This window comes from Collinsella sp. AF02-46-1, assembly GCF_003465825.1.
Lineage (GTDB): Bacteria > Actinomycetota > Coriobacteriia > Coriobacteriales > Coriobacteriaceae > Collinsella.
The window spans coordinates 105,953-125,991 of the sequence record NZ_QSBV01000002.1; the positions used below are offsets into that span (position 1 = coordinate 105,953).

The window sequence follows — 20,039 nt, forward strand, 5'->3', positions numbered from 1 at the left end:
AGACAGAACAAACATGGCCCCGCCGGGAACACTCCCGACGGGGCCATGGTCAATAGCGCCCTATGCGAACCCATTTACCGCTACAGGCAGACGCCGTCCTTCCAGATGCTGATCTCGTGACAGCCGCGGCGCTCGGCACTCGTAAGCTTGCCGCTCGCCGTCTCTAGCACCAGCTGGTACAGGTCGTGGGCAGCCTCGTCGAGTGTACGCTCGCCCGTGGCGACCACGCCGGCGTTAAAGTCCATCCAGTTGGCCTTGTGGTCGCACAGACGCTGGTTGGTGAACACCTTGAGTGTAGGCGCCGGTGCGCCAAACGGCGTGCCGCGGCCGGTCGAGAACAGGATTACGTGGCAGCCGGCAGCCGTCAGGGCCGTGGTGGATACCATGTCGTTACCCGGGCCGCACAGCATGTTCAGGCCATGCTTGGTAGCCTGACCGGCATACGGCAGCACGTCGACGATGGGGGCAGATCCGCCCTTTTGCACGCAGCCGCAGCTCTTGTCCTCGAGCGTGGTAATGCCGCCGTCCTTGTTGCCGGGGCTCGGGTTCTCATAGACGACCTCCCCGTGGCTGATAAAGTAGTCCTTAAAGCCGTTGAGCATGTCGGCAGCTGCGTTAAAGACGTCCTGGCTCTCACAGCGATCGAGCAGAATGCTCTCCGCGCCAAACATCTCGGGAACCTCGGTGAGCACCGACGTGCCGCCGCGGGCGACGACCATATCGCTCACGCGACCGATCGTGGGGTTGGCGGTAATGCCCGAAAGACCGTCAGAGCCGCCGCACTTAAGGCCAATGACCAGCTCGGAGGCAGGAATGGGCTCACGCTTGGCCTGCTTGGCCAGGTCGGCAAGCTCGGACAGGATCTTGTGACCCTCGACCTGCTCGTCGGCTACATCCTGGCAGGCGAGGAATCGAACGCGCTCGCGATCGAAGTCACCGAGCTCGTCGAGTACCTGCTGGTGCGTGCAGTTTTCGCAACCGAGGGACAGGAACAGCACACCCGCAGCGTTTGCGTGACGCGAGAGCGCCACCAACAAGCGGCGCGTCTGGGCATGGTCGGCACCGGTCTGTGAGCAGCCAAAGGGATGCGGGAAGTAGTAAACGCCCTCCAGCGAGCCCTCGACCAGATCCTGAGCCTGCTCGCACATGGCACGTGCGACCTCGTTGACGCAGCCGACCGTGGGGATGATCCACAGCTCGTTGCGCGTGGCGGCGCGGCCGTCAGCGCGGCGGAAGCCCATAAAGGTCTCGGGCTCAACCGGCTCAACGACCGGATGCGTCGGGTTGTAAGCGTACTCGACCTCGCCCGAAAGGTTGGTCTTGACGTTATGCGTATGAAGCCACTGACCGGGCTGGATGTCGCCCGTCACGTGGCCGATAGGAAGACCGTACTTGACGACGTCCTCCCCCGCCGCAATGGCACGCACGGCCATCTTGTGGCCCTGCGGAATATCCTCCGCGGCAACGACCTCGCCCACCCCGGGAACCGCGACGGCGGTGCCCTTGGCAAGCGGCGACAGCGCGACGATCACGTTATCGGCCGGATTGATCTGGATAGTGTTCATTACAAATGGTCCTAACCCTACAGGTTGAGCAGAAGTCAGCGGGCGCCCGCCAGTTGCCCGGCGGGCGCACAGAAGGATTTAGGCCTGGGCGTTGGCAAATGCCTGCTTGGCGCCCTCGGCGCGCACAACGGCAAGCGCGTTGACGACAAACTCCTCAAGGCCGGCGATCTGCGTAAGGTCCTCGCCCCACATCTGCTCGTTGCTGAGCACGTCGTGCACCAGCTCGGCATCGTCTGCACCGGCGTGGGCGGCGTAGAAATCGAGCACGAAGGCATCGTCCTGAGCGGTGTACTCGGTGCCGTCGGCGCGGCGCAGGTGCAGGCCATCGCCCTCGCGAGCAACGAGCTCCTGCGTATAGAAGGCAATGAGCGTAGCGAGGCTCGTCGCCAGGCACTTGGGCAGGTTGCCGGTCTCGGCAACATAGTCCTTGAGCGTGGGCAGGTCGCGAGCACGCCATTTGGCGGTTGAGTTGAGGCAAATGGAGAGCAGCGCGTGGTCGATAAACGGGTTGTCGAAGCGGTTCTCGACGGCGGCGGCAAAGGCCTTGCAGTCCTCGACATCAAGATCGGCGGCAAGCGTCGGGATGACCTCGTCGTAGAGCATGGTGTTCATGAAGCCGCGAACGGTCTCGTCATGCATGCAATCGCGCACGATGTCAAAGCCGGCAACCCAGGAACCCGGAACAAAGGCAGTGTGGGCGCCGTTGAGGATGCGGACCTTGCGCTTCTTGTACGGGGTGACATCGGGGGTCACAAAGACGCCCGGCAGGCCGGCCTTCACGAAGGGCAGACGCTCCTTGAGCGACTCATCGCCCTGGATACCCCACATCTGGAAGGGCTCGCGCACGGCCAGGAAGGGATCCTCGTAGCCTAGGCGCTCGGCCACGGCAGCGGCCTCCTTGGGGTCGCGGATACGGCCGGGGACGATAGTGTCGACGAGCGTGGTGCAGACGGTGCAGTCGTTGGCCATCCACTGCGCAAACTCGTCCTCCCAGCCCCAGTCGCTCACGTACTGGTTCATGATGCGCAGCAGCTCCTCGCCGTTGTGATCGATGAGCTCACAGGCGAGCACGATGACGCCCGGCTTGCCGGCGGCCCAGCGGGTGTGGAGCACCTGGGCAAGCTTGGCGGGGAAGCTCGCGGGCGGCATGTCGTCGGCCTTGCAGGACGGATCGTAGGCGATACCGGCCTCGGTGGTGTTGGAGACGATAATCTCCAAATCGTCGGAGACGGCGACCTCCATCATGGCGCGGTAGTCGTCCTCGCGATACGGATTGAGGCAGCGGCTGCAGGCGCTGATCACACGGGACTCGTCGACCGTGTTGCCGCTCTCCTTGCCGCGCACCAGCACGGTGTACAGGTCATCCTGAGCGTTAATGCCGTCGGCAAAGCCAAAGGCACCGCTGATGGGCTGGACCATGACAACCTTGCCGTTCCAGCCGGTTGCCTCGTTGCCCATGTCAAAGAAGCGGTCGACGAAGGCGCGCAGGAAATTGCCCTCGCCAAACTGCAGAACCTTCTCGGGCGCGTCCTTGGGCAGCAGGTAGCCCTTGTAGCCGATCTTCTCGAGCGTCTCGTAGCTGATGTTCTCCATCGATGTCTCTCCTTAGATTGCTGTTAGCGTGCAGGCAAAACGGGGGCGCCGCGTGTGGCAACGGCGCTCCCGAGTTCGGTGTGATTCGATGCGGGTTTAGGCCTCGACGGTATCCAGGTCAAAGCCAAAGTAGCGGACCGCGTTGTTGTAGCTAATGTCGCGCACGATGGCTCCCAGCAGCTCCATGTCGGCCGGATACTTGCCCTGCTCGACCCACTCGCCGATCACGCCGCACAGCACGCGACGGAAGTACTCATGACGCGGGTAGGACAGGAAGGAGCGGGAATCGGTAAGCATGCCCACAAAGTTGCCCAGCACGCCCTCGTTAGCCAGAGCCGTGAGCTGCTCGCGCATACCGACCTCGTTGTCGTTGAACCACCAGGCAGAGCCGTTCTGGATCTTGCCGGCGGTCGGAGCCTCCTGGAAGCAGCCTATCACGGTATCGATCATGGTGTTGTCGATGGGGTTCAGGCTGTACAGGATGGTCTTGGGCAGACCCGTGGACTCCTGGATGGAGTTGAGGAAATCGGCCAGCTGGTCGGACGGCGTGTAGTTGGAGATACAGTCGTAGCCGGTGTCGGGACCGAGCTTGGCGAACATAGCGCGGTTGTTGTCACGCTTGCAGCCAAAGTGCAGCTGCATGGCCCAGCCAAGGCGGACATACTCGCCGGCGACGAACTGCATAAAGGCCGTCTTGTACTTGAGGACCTCGTCCTCGGTAAGCGGCTCGGCGGCAAGGCCCTTGGCAAAGATAGTCTCGATTTCGTCGGCGGTAGCCGGAACGTACATAACGTAGTCGAGCGCGTGGTCGGAAGCGCGGCAGCCCAGCTCGTGGGCAACGTCGTAGCGCTTGGAGATGGCAGCCTTCATGCCCTCGAAGTCGCTGATCTCAACGCCAGCAACCTCGGAGAGATGCTTGCAGTAGTCGGCGAACTCCTGGCCACGCTCGATGCGCAGGGCGGCATCGGGGCGCATGGCGGGAACGACCTGAACGTCAAAACTGTCGTCGGCGGCAATCTTCTTGTGCCACTCAAAGCTGTCGGCGGGGTCGTCGGTAGTGCAGATCATGCGGACGTTGGACTGCTTGATGAGGTTGCGGCAGGTAAAGCTGGCCTCGGCGAGCTTGGCGTTGGCAAGGTCCCAGACCTCCTGAGCGGTTTTGCCGTTCAGGACGCCCTCGTAGCCAAAGTAACGCTTAAGCTCCAGGTGGCTCCACTCAAAGACGGGGTTGCCCACGCAGCGGCCCAGGGTCTCGGCCCACTTCTGGAACTTCTCGCGAGCAGGGGCATCGCCGGTAATGAAGCGCTCGTCGACGCCGTTGGCACGCATTAGGCGCCACTTGTAGTGGTCGCCGCCCAGCCAAACCTCGGTAATGTTCTCAAAACGCTTGTCGTCCCAGATCTCCTTGGGAGAAATGTGGCAGTGGTAGTCAACGATGGGCATACCCTCGGCAAAGTTGTGGAACAGTTCCTCGCCGGTTTTGGTGCTCAGCAGGAAATCCTGATCGTCCATGAAGTTTTTCATCAAACAACCCCTTTGTTGGCGGAGCGGGCACACGATGCGCTCGTTATCCTCTAGGTGAACGTTCACTATACTAATTCATTGCGACTTAAAAGGTGAACGTTCACCTAACCACCATGGGGTGAACGGTCGATTTTGTCCGTTCAACGGTTGTTGGAGCCGTGACACGCATGCATTGCGGATGGACTAACGTCCCCGAACACCGAACCTGGGCGTTTTTGCTCAGGTGGGTCATGTCTCGGCGTACATTTTTGGGAATATTCAGCATCGGGGCGTACTGCGCACCGTCCTCGACGCCCTATTTGATGCGCATATCGCGCCCGATCGGCATAAAAAAGTGCCTCCGATGGCGATTTACGCCATCGGAGGCACTTAAAACAGTCGTTCTGAGCCTCTTTCGGAACACGCCATTGCTGAATACTCCAAAAAATGCACGCCGCAAGAGGGGGTACCTGACCAAACGGCTAAATTCCCGCAAGCTCGCAGTAGCGGTCGACGTTGCTGGCAAACACCATCTCCACAGCACCCTTCTGCACGGGCTCCGCCGGAGTTTTACCCCACAGCAAATACTCGCCCAAGGTCTTGGCACCACGGTAGGCCAAGCTCACCGGGTCCTTATAGACGATATTGGTAAAAATGCCACGGCGTAAGGCCAGGGCGCTCTCGGGGAACAGGTCGTTGCCGATCACCATGACCTTGCCGGCCTTGCCGCTCGAAACAAGCGCATCGGCGACCACCTCGGAACCAACGGCAAAAACGCTACAGATGAGCTCGGGAGCATCCGGCGCACTCAAGCGCTGCTCAAGCTCGCGCTCGAGCTGTTTGACTTGCGCATGGGCACCGGCAAGGTCCTCAACCCGCCATGGAATATCGTGCTCGCGCAGGTAATTATGAAAGGCGCGGGCGGTCAGATAGTGCGAGTCGGTATAAGGGTCGCCCGCCAACAGGAGCACGCGGGCGTCAGCCCCAGAAGCGTGGACCAGATTTGCCGCCTGCTCCGCCATAAGACTGCCCGCCGCGGAATAGTCCGCCAGACTGGCACCCAGGCGATCGAGGTGCGGGCGGTCGCCGTCTACGAGCTCGATTGTCACGCCCGCCTCGGCAATCTGCCTCAAGAGCTCGGTTGCGCGGTCATCGCCCGGAACATAGGCAAGCAGGCCATCAATCTTCTCGCCCACCTGCAGACGCTCATCAATCTGCTCGAGCGCATCGGCGTAGCCACCCACGCCAAATTCAACGCGCTCAACCGTAATGCCCTGATCGATGACCTCCTGCTCAAAGCGGTTGCAGCCTTCCCAAAGGTAACGGAAAAAGTACGCCCCCTCGCGCGATGCGCGGGGCAGGCAAAACACCAAGTTGATATCCTTGCGGCGCAGGCTCGAGGCACTTGTGTTGCGGTGGTAACCCATGGCCTCGGCCTTGGCATTCACCTTGGCACGCACGGATTCGCTCACGCCGGCCTTGCCCGTCAGGGCCTTATGCACGGTATTGATGGAAACGCCAAGCTCGGCGGCTATGTCCTTCATGGTTACGCGAGCGCTCATGGGGTTACTCCGTTATAGATAAGTTGCCAATTAACAGTACAGGTAACGATACCCCAAAATCACCCTTCAACTCGCCACGCTCGCCCCCAAATGTGCAAAGCGCCCCGCGAACGGATGCTCGCGGGGCGCTTGGATGACGAACCTTACTTGATACCGCGGCCCAAGTCTTCGGCAATTTTGTCCACGCCCTTAAGTGCGGCGCAGGTCTTTTTGTTGGAACAATGTCCTGTGCAAACGCCACCTTGAGCGCAGTCGGCGCAGGTGCCCTTGCGATAAATGCGCACGCACACGGCGACAAACGCAATACCGATAATAGCCAGTACAACAATATCGATAGGTGCCATAGCAAGCCTCCTCTAGTTAACCATCACTTACTTTACCCCATTCTCCACCTGCCAATAAGGGACAGGTATATTTTGGTCGGTTTTATCTGCGGAAACGCCACATCTCCCTCACCAAAAAGCCCGAGTGTCGCTGGGACACCCGGGCTCGTGGAAAGGGGCTGATCCTTATTCGGACTTAAGCGGAAACTGCAGCGGAAGCGGTGTTGGTCTCGTCCTCGTCGGTCCAAGCGTGCTTGGGCATGGGACGGAAGATCTGGAAGAGCATCGCAACCAGCAGAACGATGGCTACAACCGTCCAAATACCAAACTGGCCAAAGACAAGCAGGTTGTAGAACTGGTTGATGAACAGGCCGATCACCCAGGCAAAGGCGCACTCGTAGCCGATGGCAATCGCGGTCCACTTGCCGGAGTCCATCTGGTTGCGGATAGTGCCCATGGCGGCAAAGCACGGGGCGCACAGCAGGTTAAAGGCGCCAAAGGCAACGCAAGCGCCCATGGTGGGGAACATGCCCGCAAACGCGGTCCACAGGCTCGGGTCGGTCTCGGCGGCGTCGGCAACGGACAGCAGCGAGCCGGCGGTGGCGACGACGTTCTCCTTGGCGACAAGTCCAGAGACAGTCAGCGCGGTGGCCTGCCAGGTGCTAAAGCCGAGCGGGGCGAAGATCCAAGCGACCAGGTTGCCCAGCATGGCGAGCACGGAGTAGTCCATAAACTCCTCAGGGATGCCGTCCATCGCAGGCAGGAAGCCGAAGGAACCGTTGTAGCTACCAAAGTTGGAGAGGAACCAAACCACGACGGTGGACGCGAAGATGACCGTGCCGGCCTTCTTGATAAAGGCCCAGCAGCGCTCCCATACATGCAGCGCCCAAGAGCGGATTGCCGGGAAGTGATAGGCGGGAAGCTCCATAACGAACGGCGTCGGGCGACCGGCGAAGAGCTTGGTCTTCTTGAGCATGAGGCCCGAGGCGATGACGGCAAAGACGCCCAAGAAGTAGAACAGCGGGCTGATCCATGCGGCGGTGGTGGAAGAATCGCCGATGATGGAACCCATGAGCAGAGCGATGATCGGCAGCTTGGCGCCACAGGGAATGAACGTGGTGGTCATGACCGTCATGCGGCGGTCCTTCTCGTTCTCGATGGTCTTGGTGGCCATGACGCCGGGGACGCCGCAGCCCGAGGACACGAGCATGGGGATGAAGGACTTACCGGACAGGCCAAAGCGGCGGAACACGCGGTCCATGATGAAGGCGACGCGGGCCATGTAGCCGCAGTCCTCCAAGAAAGACAGCATCACGAACAGCAGGAACATCTGCGGCACGAAGCCGAAGATGGCGCCCAGACCGCCGACGATACCGTCACAGACCAGCGAATCGACCAGGCCACCGTCCTCGGTGCCGCCCGCCACAAGGGCATCGTGCACCACGGTGGTAATACCCGGAACATAGGGGCCGTACTGTGCCGGGTCGACCGAGTCGGCGGCGTCACCCGCAGCCTCGACAGCTGCGTCGTAGGCGTCGCGGCCCTGGCCGAGCACATACCAACCGTCGGTGCCAAAGAGCTGGTCGTTGGTGAAGTCGGTCACCGTGCCGCCCAGGGTGGAAACGGCGATGTAGTACACGCAGAACATGATGACCACAAAGATCGGCAGGCCCAGGATACGGTTGGTAACCACGCGGTCGATCTTCTCGGAGGCGCTCATCTTGGCCGGAGCTTTGGTCATGCACTCGTCGATAATGTGGGCAATCACGCCATAGCGCTCGCCGGTGATGATGGACTCGGCGTCGTCGTCGCAATCCTGCTCGCACTGGGCGACCAGCTGCTCGACGCGAGCGGCCTTCTCCTTGGTGAGGTTGATGAGCTTGCAGGCGTCCGCGTCGCGCTCAAACAGCTTGACAGCGTAGTAGCGACGCTTGTTGGCGGGAACGCTCGCCGGCAGGTTGTTCTCGATGTGGTCCAGAACGTCCTCGATGGAGGAATCGAACTTGTGCTCCGGCACCTGGCCCTTGGAAGCAGCGGACTTCTTGACCTGCTCAAAGAGCTCGGTAATGCCCTTGTTCTTAAGAGCCGAGATCATCATGACCGGGCAGCCGAGCTTCTTGGAAAGCTTGTCCGTGTCAATCTTGTCGCCGTTCTTCTCGACCAGGTCGGCCATGTTGAGGGCGACGACCACGGGCAGGCCGGTCTCGATGACCTGAAGTGCCAGGTACAGATTGCGCTCAAGGTTGGTCGCGTCGACCACCTGGACAACGACATCGGGCTCGCCGCTCATGAGGTAGTCGCGCGAGCACTGCTCCTCGGGGCTGTAGGGGGAAAGCGAGTAGATGCCGGGGAGGTCCGTAATCGTGACGTTCTTGTCACTCAGGAGCTTGGCTTCCTTTTTCTCAACCGTGACGCCGGGCCAGTTGCCAACGTAGCCGTTGGCGCCGGTGATCAGGTTGAAAAGCGTGGTCTTGCCGCAGTTGGGGTTACCCGCCAGCGCGACATGGATCTGAGAATCCGCCATTCAATCCTTCTTCCTTGTGTGCCCGCGCTGCTTTCTCCGCACGGGCTGGATAATGTGCTTCAACATTGCAAATTTAAGTTAGAAAAACCTAACTTTATCTGCATAAATAGTTGCCGCGGGCCCTTACTGGACCTCGACGACGGCAGCCTCCTCCTTGCGGATGGAAAGCTCGTAGCCGCGCACGTTGATCTCGACCGGATCTCCGAGCGGTGCAACCTTAACGACCTTGAACGAAGTGCCCTTGATGAGGCCCAGGTCCATAAGGTGACGGCGAAGCGCGCCCTCGCCGTGAAGCTTGACGATGGTAGAGCTCTCGCCCACCTTAACGTCACCCAACGTCTTCATCCTCTTGTCCCCCTTTCGGTTTTAATGAAATGCTGCGGACTAACCGACGGTCATGATGTGCATGGCGACCTTGGTATCGATACCAAAGCGTGCGCCCAGCACGGTGACGATGATATTGGCGCCACTCGAGCTCACCACGTGAACCTCACTGCCCTCGACAAAGCCGAGGTCCTTGAGGTGGTGCTTCATGTCCTCATTGCCCTTTACACGAGACACGTGCACGGTTTCGCCCGCTTTCACCATCGAAAGCGGCATGGCCGGCATCTGCGGTCCGCAAGACATGAGTGTGCTCCTAACGTCAGTTCGTCCTCAACATCGACGCAGCAAAAGTTAACCACGTCTATGTTCGCTACAGTAAACTAGCACGTGGTTAACTTTTTGGAAAGGGTCCCTATTCAGTTTTCGAAAAAGTTTCCCATATGAAACAGGTGTGACAAGGGGACAGCCCCTTTGTCACATTGTTGCGTTTAGAGGGAGAGGTTTCTGATCGACGTGACGCAGGAGGCCTCATCCACGCCCGAAACGCGGAAGATGATGTCCTCGCCGCACTCGCCGTAGAGAGCCATGAGGCCCATCACGTCGCGACCGTCGGTATGGCGGTCGCCGATGCTGACCGACACGTCGCTACGATGTTTGGCAATGATGTCGTAGAGCAGCGCAACCGGGCGGGCATGCAGTCCCAACGGATCTTTAATCGTCTTTGTAAACTCGACCATGTCCCCTCCCGCGGTATCGCTCATTCGGCTGGCAAACCCAGCCACGTGGTAGTTATTGTACCGTTAGATGCTTGTCGAGAGCCCCTCCGGATACCCCGTGGTCAAAAAGTGGCAAATATGAGTACTGTCACCAATTTAGTAGCAGCAAAATCGAGAGCAAATTGCCTACTTTGAGCGATTCGAAGAGGCTGAAAGCCATCAAACTCCCTTCAAGGGGGTTAGATAAATTGATTTTGAGCCCATTTTTGCTCAAAACCGGCCGATAGATATGGCACTCATTTTGCAACAGTACTCATATTTGGCATTTTTTGCCCACAGGATCCAAAACCGTGCCCCAAAACACAAAAGGAGGAGCCTCGTAAGGCCCCTCCTTAGGAAAGGGAATCGATTTATTCCACAGCCGTAGATTAATCCTAGCCGCTACTCCATCATGTCGAGGACGGAGGGGCGCAGCTCGCTCTCGGCGGCCTCGGGATCGGTCTCGCGCAGACGGTTGATGTAGCGGTTGTACCAGATCACGGCAAGACCCAGGAAGACAACCACGCCGCCAACGTTGTAAACCAGCGTCAGCCACAGCGGCTGATCGAGCGGAATGGTGCCGCAGATAAGCACGAAGCAGAAGACTACGAGCAGGAACGCAGCGACGACCAGGCCAAAGGGACGCGAACCCATGCGGAAGCCACGGGGAGCAGCGTCGAAGTTCTTGCGCAGCATAAAGTAGGCAAGCAGAATCAGCAGCGGCGGGAGCAGAGCGGTGGCAGCCGTCATGTTGGTGACGATCATGAGCAGGTCGTCGAGGTTGCCAGAGCCCAGGGCTGGGATGATCAGGATGGGGACGACGATGGCGAACTGCAGCCAAGCGGCGCGGGCGGGAATGCCATGCTCGTTAAGCTCGACAATCTTACTACCAAAGACGCCCTTGGGGATCTCGGTGAAGAACACCTTGATGGGAGCGGAGGTCCACATCATGAGGGAGCCCAGCGTAGCGGCGAATACGTCGAAGATACCGGTGGAGATGGCAACGCTGCCCTCGGGGATGAACAGGTTAACCAGCAGCGAAGCGCCTGCATACAGAAGGCCGATGGTGAGGCCTGCAACAACGACGGTACGCACGAAGGCCTTGACGCCGCCCTTAAGGTCGTTAAGGAACACGCCGACGGACTCAGCACCGCCCACGCCCTGGATGATCCAGGCAAGCGTGCCGAAGAAACCCCACGTAGTGGCGAAGCTGCTCGTGTCGGGAGCCATGTTAGCCGGAGTAGGAGCCGTAGCGAACTCGACGCCGCCAAATGCAGCGGCCAGGGACAGCAGGATGAACACAGCGGTCAGGCCGAGAGCCGCAGTCGAACCAAAGGACGAAATGGAGCCGATCCACTTAGCGCCCTTAGTCGACACCCACGTGGCGATAGCAAAGACGACGATCTCGATAATGGTGATCCACAGCTGCGAAAGCTCGGCATTGGCACCAAAGAACACGTAGCTCGCGTAGATGATGACATTGGGCAGGACGGACGCGAAGTAGAACAGGTTGACGAACCAGTAGCTAAACGCCGTCAGAAACGCCCAGCGACCACCCATCGAGGTCTTAACCCATGCGTACACGCCAGACTCGGAGTCCTTGTTGAGGCCGACGAACTCGGCGGTAACCAGGGTATAGGGGACAAAGTACAAAAGCGTGGCGAAGAAGAACGACGGCGCAGCTGCCAAGCCGATGGCCGCGTTGTTGTTGATGATGTTCTTGATACCGAACACGGCGGCGACCGTCATGCCCAGCAGAGCGAACGAACCGATCGTTCCTCGTTTTTCAGAGCTCATAAGCCCTCCCAATCATCTATTAAATGTCATCTAAACCCGTCCGAGCTGCAAGTGCGAACACGGACGGCGCACCTGCTAAGGGGAATGGGGAAAAGGGAGTCAACAAAGCCATCCCCCTTAACGGCGCAAAGCAAACGTCCAAACGGACGAATACTACTTGTTGGGGAAGGAATAACCTTCGACCGTCACGTGCAGTACCACGACGCGGGAATCCGCGGCATCGGCCACGACACGGTAGGCCTCGTCAATTTCGACGACGGCAACGCCGCCGGCGGGAATCGTCACGGTCTCCCCCGCCCCCTCAAAGCGCTCGCGATCATCGATATCGCTGTAAGCGCGGGTGCAGGTGAGGCCTGCCTTGGGGGCGACCTCGACGGTCAGGCCGCCGTCGAGCGGAGCGAGCACGGCATGGTAGCGACGGTGACCGACCAGGTCGGCGGTTGCGGCCTCGCGGGAATAGACCCACCAGTAAACCAACGAGTCGCCGATGGAGTAAGCCACGTCGTGCTGTAGGTCGGCAACGCCATCGAGCGCCTGGCCGGTGCGCATCCACTTCTTGACGGACTTCATCTGAGCGTCGAAATCGGCGCGCGAGTTAAAGACATGCATGGCTTATGCCTCCTTAATGGGTGCCAGCGCCTGAGCCAGATCGGCAGACGTCAGCGGTCGCAGGGACACCTCAAAGCTGAAGCTCTCAAAACGGGTGCGATAGGAATCGAGCACCTCGGAACCCCAAGAGTTCGAGCCAAGGCCGAGCAGCTGGTCGTTGATGTTGACCGTGACCGTATCGCCCTTGACAAGGTCGTAGACGTGCTTGGCGTTATCGATTGCCTCGCAGCTATAGGGCCATGCCGAGAACGAGAACGGGTTGGAGGCGGCATCAGCCGGACGAGTCACCAACACGCCGTCACCGTGACTGGAGCGCAGGGCAACCCAGCGGGTACCCTCACGGTTGGCGCAGTCCTGAGGCATAACGTAGGGCGTGAACATGTCGTCGACCGTAGTGCGGTAATGACCGACCGGGTTGGCGCGCAGCGAGTCCGGATAGTTCTCGCCCGGGCCGTGGCCATACCACTCGACGGCACGATTGCAACCGGGGACCTCGAAGGAGATGCCGATGCGCGGGATGATATCCGAGTAATCGCCGTAGGGCTCGCCGGAAACCTTGAGGTCGACGCGACCGCTCGGAAGCACGGTGTAGACGAGCTCGACGCGCATGCCGAACGCGCGGACGGGAGGAGCGATACGCTGGCTCACGGTAACGACGACCGCATTGCCGTCCTGCTTCCAAGAAACCTTGCGGGTAGACGTCTGCATCACATCGATGAAGTTGTCCTTCCACAGGGAGTCATACTCCTGAGCGTGGTTGTCGACGAGCGGATGCCAAAAACCAACCTGGGGACCAGAGGCCATTACGTCGCGGCCGGATGCCTTCCACTCGCTCACGGTACCGTTGACTTTGCTGAAGGTCAGCTCGCCGTTGAGGGAGTGAATGCGGATCTCCTGCTCGGTCTCCTCGACCGTAAGCTCAGGACGAGCGGGGGCGGCGATGGCCGGCGCCGGATGGTTTGCGATGGCAAACTGGCTTGCGCCCAGCTGGAACATCGGCTCGCACCAGGCGTGAGCCGCCATGGTGTAGGCGCACACGGTCAGCAGGGTCTCGCCTACCGCGGCCTCGCGAATCACCAGTGGCAGCTGGACGGATTCGCCGGGAGCCACCGCGCCGGGCATAAGCGTCTTGCGGCACACTACATCGCCGTCTACCAGGGTCTCCGCCGACAGGCAGACATCCTCGAGGGTAGTAAACCAGCGCTTGTTCGTGACGGTCAGCTCGCCCGCCTCGGTGTCATAAGCCATGCGAACCGGGCAGATGACCTGGCCATACTCAGTGAGGCCCGGGCTCGGCTGCTGCCAAGGGAACACCATGCCATCGATGCAGAAGTTGCTGTTGTTGGGGTAATCGCCGTTGTCGCCACCATACATATCGTAAGCAACGCCGTCCTCGGTCACAGCAGCCAAACCGTGGTCGCACCATTCCCAGATAAACTGGCCTTGGATGCAATCCCAGCGATCGAAGACCTCCTGGTACTCGGACAGGCCTCCGGGGCCATTGCCCATGGAGTGGCCGTACTCGCAGTTGATGCGCGGCTTGGGGAACGGATGCTCACCAAAGTCGTTCATCTGCGACACACGGGAGTACATCGTGGAAATGACGTCGACGGTATCGGCGTTGCGGTCCTCCTCGTAATGGACCGGACGATCATCGAGCTCGTGAGCCTTGGCGTACATCGCGCGGATGTTGCAGCCATAGCCGCTCTCGTTGCCCATCGACCACATAATGATGCAGGCGTGGTTGCGCTCCTGCATCACCAGGCGCTCAATGCGGTCGACGTAGGCCGGCTCCCATGCCGGGTCGTCGGTGACCAGGGCGATATTGCCGATATTCTCGAAGCCGTGACTCTCCATATCGGTCTCGGCGACCAGCATGATGCCATACTCATCGCACAGCTCGTAGAAGCGCGTGTCATTGGCATAGTGAGAGGTGCGCACCGCGTTGATGTTGTGTCGCTTCATGAGCTCCAGGTCACGGCGCATGCGATCGAGGCCCACGGCGCGGCCCTTGTGATCGTCGTGATCGTGGCGGTTGACGCCATGCATCTTAAAGTAGGTGCCGTTGAGGTAGATATGATTGCCCTCGACCGTCACCTCGGCAAGGCCCTGGCGATGCGGAACGTACTCGCTGACCTCGTCACCGTCGTAGACCTCAAACGTAAGGTCATAGAGGAAGGGGTCCTCGGGGTTCCAGAAGTGGGCATCGGCAACGCTGCACTCGGCATGGCCGTCGACGCACTCGCCCGTAGCGACCACGTTCTCGCCATCGCTGAGCGTAAACACGACGCGGGTAGCGCCCTCGGCCACCGTATCGAGCGTGATCAGAGCGGCATCGCCCTCGCGGTGCGTGCGGAACCTAAAGTCGACCAGGTGCGCGGCGGGACGCTGCATAAGGTACACATCGCGGAAGATGCCCGAAGCCCACCACATATCCTGGTCCTCGATATAGCTGCCATCGCTGTACTGCAGGACCTTGACCGCAAACAGGTTGTCGCCCTCGACGAGCGCGTCGGTCACGTCGAACTCGGCGGACAGACGCGAGCCCTTGGTCATGCCGATAAACTGGCCGTTGACGTACAGCTCGCCATAGCTCTCGATGCCGTCGAAGCGAATGATCTCGCGAGCGCCGGCGGGGATGGCGGGAAGGTTGACGATGCGCTGGTAAACGCCCGTGGGGTCGTCGGAGGGAACGAACGGCTGGTCCACCGGGAACGGGAAACCCTCGTCGGTGTAGGCAAGGTTGCCATAGCCGTCCACCTGCCACAGGTGCGGAACCTCCACGTGATCCCACTCGGGCTTGTACGTGGAGAGCTCCTCGTTGGAGACGGCAGCTGGGCCCTCAAAGAGGCGGAACTGCCACGAGCCGGACAGCTGGACAAATCCGCGCGACAGCTCGCGGCTGTACGTAGCGGCGAGATCGGCGGTCTCGTAGCCCATAAAGTACGCATGGGGTGCCAGGCGGTTCCTGTGGGTGAGCGCTTGGTTTTCCCAATCGTTAATGGCGTCCATGGTGATGCTCCTTCGTCATCGTAGTGATTCTTGTGCAACCGGTTGTCCTTATCTTACGGGCGATGCAAAAAACTGTGCAACCGGTTGTCCGCTGAACGGTCGATTTGGTCGGGTTAACGGTGCAACCGGTTGTACAACCACGACACTTATGTCACCCTGCGTATCGAAACTCAGCGCAAAACAGCATTCCCAGGCGGCGGACAACGGCCGCGCCCATCTATGCCCCGCCCGTGCAAGCCATGTTCAACAGCAGCTTGAACGTGAAATGCCACCAGTGGCCGGATATCATGAACGCTGTTCAGGCGCACTATAGTAAGCTGTATCCGCACCAGCCCATATCAGTGCCAACTTCGACCGCATTTTCCAGGAGACGCCATGACCCAACCAGTTCGCACCGCACCTACGCTTGCCGAGGTTGCCGCAGCTGCCGGCGTGTCGCGCTCCACGGCATCGCGCGCCCTCAACGATTCGCCCCGCATTAGCGAGGAAACCAAAAAGCGCGTCCGCGCGGCGGCCAAGGAAGTCAATTTTGTCCCCAACGCTCGTGGCCGAGCGCTCGCTGTCGGGCGCACGGAAATCATCGCCGTGCTCGTGACCGAGCCCCTGAGTGAACTCTTCAGCGACCCCACCTATAGCGAGTTTTTGAGCGGCATTACCGAGGAACTGTCGGAGTCGTCCTATCTGCCCGTTATCTTGCAGGCGTCTTCTACGCATGAGCGCAACCGCGCACGCGAGCACTTTGAGCGCCGCTCGTTCGACGCCGTGATCGACGTCTCCCCCTACAAGGGCAGCGAGCTGCTCGAGGTGCTGCGCGAGCTGGGTGTACCCACCGTGTTGTGCGGCCAGCTCGAGGGCCACCCCTATCGCGATGTGTTCTCGACAGTCTACTCTGACGACGAAGAGGGCGGACGCTTTGCAGCGCTCGCTATGAAAGAGCGCGGGCGCAAAGATATCGTCGCCGTGTTGGGACCGCAAGACAACCCCGCTGTTGTCGACCGCCTGCGCGGCTACCGCGCCGCCTTGGGCGAAGACCTCCCAGACGCAAACGTTATCTATACCGGCTGGAACAGCGGAGACGGCTATCAGGCCATGCACCAGATCCTCGCGCGCGAGATTGCTTTCGATGGCGTGCTCTGCGGATCGGACCGTATCGCGGCTGGCGTCATCACCGCGCTCAACGAGACAGGCCTATCCGTTCCGGCGGACGCTTCTGTCGTCGGCTTCGACGATCACGAGATTGCGACGCGCTGCGTCCCCGCGCTCACGACCGTCCGCCAGCCCCTGCGCGAAGAAGGCCACATGGCCGCCAACATTGCGCTCGACATGATCAAGGGTGCCAAGCCAACCACCACCGTCATGCACATGCAGCTCGTTCAGAGAGACTCGCTATAAGAAACTGGGACGGGCTTTCCGCCAGACAGTTGTTGCGGAAAGCCTGTCCCGTTTTGAGTGCTCATTCTGGGGCACAGTTTCCGTTAGACCGCTCAACCGGAAACTGTGCCCCATTATTTTGCCGAATTCTGGGTCGCGCTTTCCCAGAGGACCCCCTTTGGGAAAGCGCGACCCGTTCTGGACGCAGATTCCGGGACGCACTTTCCGCGACGCCCGGCCATCCCATGCCCCCACAACCTCGGCGCATAAAAAACGAGGGAAGGCACACGTCCTTCCCTCGTTGCAAGCAATTTGTGGCCGCTTGCCTACATCAAGCGCAGGCTGACGTCCTTGAGCTGGGCGCCGGAAACGGCACTCGGGGCGCCCGACATGAGGTCGGAGCCGCTGGCCGTCTTGGGGAACGCCATGACGTCGCGGATGGAGTCGGAGCCGGTGAGCAGCATGCACACGCGGTCCAGGCCCAGGGCAAAGCCGCCCATCGGGGGCGCACCAAACTTGAGAGCCTCCATGAGGAAGCCGAACTGCGACTCGGCGCGCTCCTCGGTAAAGCCTAGGAGCTTGAGCATGGACATCTGCATTTCGGCGTTGTGGATACGCATACCGCCGCCGCCGGCCTCAAAGCCGTCCATGACAAAGTCGTAGGTGCAGGAACCGGCTGCCAGCGGGTCGGCCTCGATCTTGGCGATGTCGGTCTCGGTCGGCAGGGTGAAGGGCTGGTGCTCGGCAGCATAGGCCTTGCGATCCTCGTCCCAGTGGAACAGCGGGAAGTTGACGACCCACAGGAAGTCGTGGCCCTCGCGCTTGACCTCGAGCGCATTGGCCATGTGGGAACGCATGCCGCCCAGGATCTCGTCGGAGAGCAGGCGCGGGCCGGCGGCGAACATCACAAGGTCGCCGGGCTCGACGTCCATGCGCTCGCGCAGGGCAGCCATCTCCTCGTCCGAGAAGAACTTGACGATGGGGCTGTTGATGGAGCCGTCCTCGCGGAAGGCGATCCAGGCAAGGCCCTTGGCGCCAAACGTGGAGGCCACGCCGGCGAGCTTGTCGATCTTGGCGCGAGCCCAGGCACCGGCACCCTTGGCGTTGATGGCCTTGACGACAGAGCCCTCCTCGTTTGCAGCAGTCGCAAAGACCTTGAACTTGGAGTTGGCGAAGATGTCGGTCAGGTCGACCAAGTGCATGCCATAGCGGGTATCGGGCTTGTCGGAGCCATAGGTGTCCATGGCCTCCCAGTAGTTCATGCGACGCAGCGGCGTGGGCATCTCGACACCCATGCGGCCGAAGGCATCGGCAAGAACCTCTTCGAGCGCGCTCATAACGTCGTTCTGGTCCACGAAGGACATCTCGATATCGACCTGGGTGAACTCGGGCTGACGGTCGGCACGCAAGTCCTCGTCGCGGAAGCACTTGGCAACCTGATAGTAGCGCTCGACGCCACCGACCATAAGCAGCTGCTTCAGGAGCTGCGGGGACTGCGGCAGGGCGTAGAAGTTGCCCGGCTGGATGCGGCTGGGGACGATGAAGTCGCGGGCGCCCTCGGGCGTGGACTTGAACAGGGAGGGCGTCTCGACCTCCATGAACTCACGGTTGTGCAGCGCCTCGCGAATGGCAAAGGTAAAGTCGGAGCGCAGCTTGAGGTTGGCCATCATCTCGGGACGACGAAGGTCCAGATAGCGATAGCGCAGGCGGGTGTCCTCGCTGGTCTCGATGCCGTCCTCGATCTGGAACGGCGGGGTGACGGACGTGTTGAGCACCTCGGCGTGGTCGGTCAGGACCTCGATCTCGCCGGTGGCGAGCTTGGTGTTGGTGGTCTCCTCGCCACGGGCGCGCACGACGCCGTGAATCTTGATGGGCCACTCGGGACGCATGGTCTCGGCGATCTTAAAGGCGTCGCCGTCGGAGTGCTCGGGGTCGAAGGTGAGCTGCGTGATGCCCTCACGGTCGCGAAGGTCGCAGAAGATAAGGCCGCCGTGGTCGCGGCGACGGCTCACCCAACCGGTGAGGGTGACCTCTTCGCCCACGTTCTCGAAGCGAAGCTCGCCGCAGGTACGGGTGTGCATGGAATGCTCATCGATGGGACGGGTCTGGCTCATACCAGTGATCCTCCTTTATGGATCTGTGCCGCCCCGTGTCGTTCCGGGCGGCGTCGTACAGATTTGCCCAGCCTGCGTAAACCGCGCAGCCAGACATGGCGTTCTATCTTATCGCACTCGCGTCGATGTGCCGCGAAAAAGTGGCTCCTGCCCAAAGACTTGACGGAGACGAAACAATTGACGCGCCGCGACACCCGCCCGCGCTCGTCACGTGCGACAATATGCCCCAATAAAACAGCACTCGGAAAGGCCCGCCATGACTGCACGCCTCATCGTTATGGATATCGACTCCACGCTCATCAACCAGGAGGTCATCGACCTGTTGGGCGAAGAGGCCGGCGTGGGCGAGCAGGTGGCACAGATCACCGAACGCGCCATGCGCGGCGAGCTTGACTTTAAGCAGGCGCTCGAGGAGCGCGTGGGGCTGCTCGCCGGCCTGGACGAGAGCGTGTTCGAGCGCACCTTTGAGCGCGTGTCATTTACCTCCGGCGCGTTGGAGCTTGTGCGCTCGGCGCACAGCAAGGGCTGGAAGGTCGGCGTGGTGAGCGGCGGCTTCCACGAGGTCGCCGACAAGATCGTGGCCGCTGCGGGCATCGATTTTTGCCTGGCCAATCGTCTGGAGGTCGTGGACGGCAAGCTCACCGGCAAGCTGGCGGCAGACATTGTGACCAAGGAGTCCAAGCTCGTTCAGCTGCTGGACTGGGCAGTCGAGTGCGGTGTCGACATGGCCCATACCGTCGCGATCGGCGACGGCGCCAACGACATCCCCATGATTCAGGCCGCGGGCACGGGCATCGCGTTTTGTGCCAAGCCCAAGACGCGCGAGGCCGCCCCGTTTGCCATCGACGAGCGCAATCTGATGCTCGCCATGGACATCATCCTGCGCGACTAGCCAATCCGTCTAGCAATTGAATCAGTCTGTCCTATAGTTTCCGAACAATTCTGTCTTAGTGTTCGGAAACATACCCTTTGAGTGCTAAACTTTGC

The 20,039-nt window shown here is 60.6% G+C and carries 15 protein-coding genes; 2 read left to right on the forward strand and 13 right to left on the reverse strand.

What is annotated here, in order from left to right; all coding sequences use genetic code 11:
• Positions 1-80 precede the first annotated feature (80 nt).
• The 12 genes from DWV20_RS01605 to DWV20_RS01660 form a co-directional block, all read right to left on the reverse strand.
• Positions 81-1,565 (reverse strand): UxaA family hydrolase, encoded by a 1,485-nt coding sequence (locus tag DWV20_RS01605; protein ID WP_117817686.1) that lies wholly within the window; start codon positions 1,563-1,565, stop codon positions 81-83.
• Between the two features lie 78 nt (positions 1,566-1,643).
• Positions 1,644-3,158, reverse strand: a complete 1,515-nt coding sequence (locus DWV20_RS01610; RefSeq protein WP_117803648.1) for a tagaturonate reductase — start codon at positions 3,156-3,158, stop codon at positions 1,644-1,646.
• Between the two features lie 96 nt (positions 3,159-3,254).
• The gene (uxaC, locus tag DWV20_RS01615) at positions 3,255-4,682 is read right to left on the reverse strand and encodes a glucuronate isomerase (protein ID WP_118256217.1); all 1,428 of its coding nucleotides are present in this window, start codon (positions 4,680-4,682) and stop codon (positions 3,255-3,257) included.
• A gap of 461 nt (positions 4,683-5,143) precedes the next feature.
• The gene (locus DWV20_RS01620; RefSeq protein WP_117797109.1) at positions 5,144-6,223 is read right to left on the reverse strand and encodes a LacI family DNA-binding transcriptional regulator; all 1,080 of its coding nucleotides are present in this window, start codon (positions 6,221-6,223) and stop codon (positions 5,144-5,146) included.
• A gap of 143 nt (positions 6,224-6,366) precedes the next feature.
• Positions 6,367-6,567, reverse strand: a complete 201-nt coding sequence (locus DWV20_RS01625; RefSeq protein ID WP_117797110.1) for a hypothetical protein — start codon at positions 6,565-6,567, stop codon at positions 6,367-6,369.
• Positions 6,568-6,742: 175 nt separating this feature from the next.
• Positions 6,743-9,070, reverse strand: a complete 2,328-nt coding sequence (locus DWV20_RS01630) for a ferrous iron transporter B (protein ID WP_118256218.1) — start codon at positions 9,068-9,070, stop codon at positions 6,743-6,745.
• 123 nt (positions 9,071-9,193) lie between these two features.
• Positions 9,194-9,415 carry a FeoA family protein gene (locus DWV20_RS01635; protein ID WP_006234774.1) on the reverse strand — a complete coding sequence of 74 codons (222 nt, stop codon included), beginning with the start codon at positions 9,413-9,415 and terminating at the stop codon, positions 9,194-9,196.
• A 39-nt stretch (positions 9,416-9,454) separates the two neighbouring features.
• Entirely contained in the window at positions 9,455-9,697 is a 243-nt protein-coding gene (locus tag DWV20_RS01640; protein ID WP_231500839.1) for a FeoA family protein, read from the reverse strand.
• 185 nt (positions 9,698-9,882) lie between these two features.
• Complete coding sequence (locus tag DWV20_RS01645) at positions 9,883-10,131, reverse strand: HPr family phosphocarrier protein (protein WP_022094361.1); 249 nt, start codon at positions 10,129-10,131, stop codon at positions 9,883-9,885.
• A 420-nt stretch (positions 10,132-10,551) separates the two neighbouring features.
• Positions 10,552-11,946, reverse strand: coding sequence for an amino acid permease (locus DWV20_RS01650; protein ID WP_118256219.1), 1,395 nt, complete (start codon positions 11,944-11,946; stop codon positions 10,552-10,554).
• Between the two features lie 153 nt (positions 11,947-12,099).
• Positions 12,100-12,555, reverse strand: a complete 456-nt coding sequence (locus DWV20_RS01655; protein ID WP_117758225.1) for a hypothetical protein — start codon at positions 12,553-12,555, stop codon at positions 12,100-12,102.
• Between the two features lie 3 nt (positions 12,556-12,558).
• Complete coding sequence (locus tag DWV20_RS01660; protein ID WP_118256220.1) at positions 12,559-15,567, reverse strand: glycoside hydrolase family 2 TIM barrel-domain containing protein; 3,009 nt, start codon at positions 15,565-15,567, stop codon at positions 12,559-12,561.
• 375 nt (positions 15,568-15,942) lie between these two features.
• On the opposite strand from DWV20_RS01660, the gene DWV20_RS01665 reads away from it, so the two are divergent.
• Positions 15,943-16,959, forward strand: coding sequence for a LacI family DNA-binding transcriptional regulator (locus DWV20_RS01665; protein WP_118256221.1), 1,017 nt, complete (start codon positions 15,943-15,945; stop codon positions 16,957-16,959).
• Between the two features lie 305 nt (positions 16,960-17,264).
• On the opposite strand, the gene aspS is transcribed toward DWV20_RS01665, so the two are convergent.
• A complete protein-coding gene (gene aspS, locus DWV20_RS01670) occupies positions 17,265-19,052 on the reverse strand; it encodes an aspartate--tRNA ligase (RefSeq protein ID WP_118256222.1) in 1,788 nt (595 codons plus the stop codon).
• 256 nt (positions 19,053-19,308) lie between these two features.
• Here aspS and serB point away from each other — a divergent pair, with 256 nt between their 5' ends.
• Positions 19,309-19,944 (forward strand): phosphoserine phosphatase SerB, encoded by a 636-nt coding sequence (gene serB / locus DWV20_RS01675; protein ID WP_117842805.1) that lies wholly within the window; start codon positions 19,309-19,311, stop codon positions 19,942-19,944.
• The last annotated feature ends 95 nt before the right edge of the window (positions 19,945-20,039 follow it).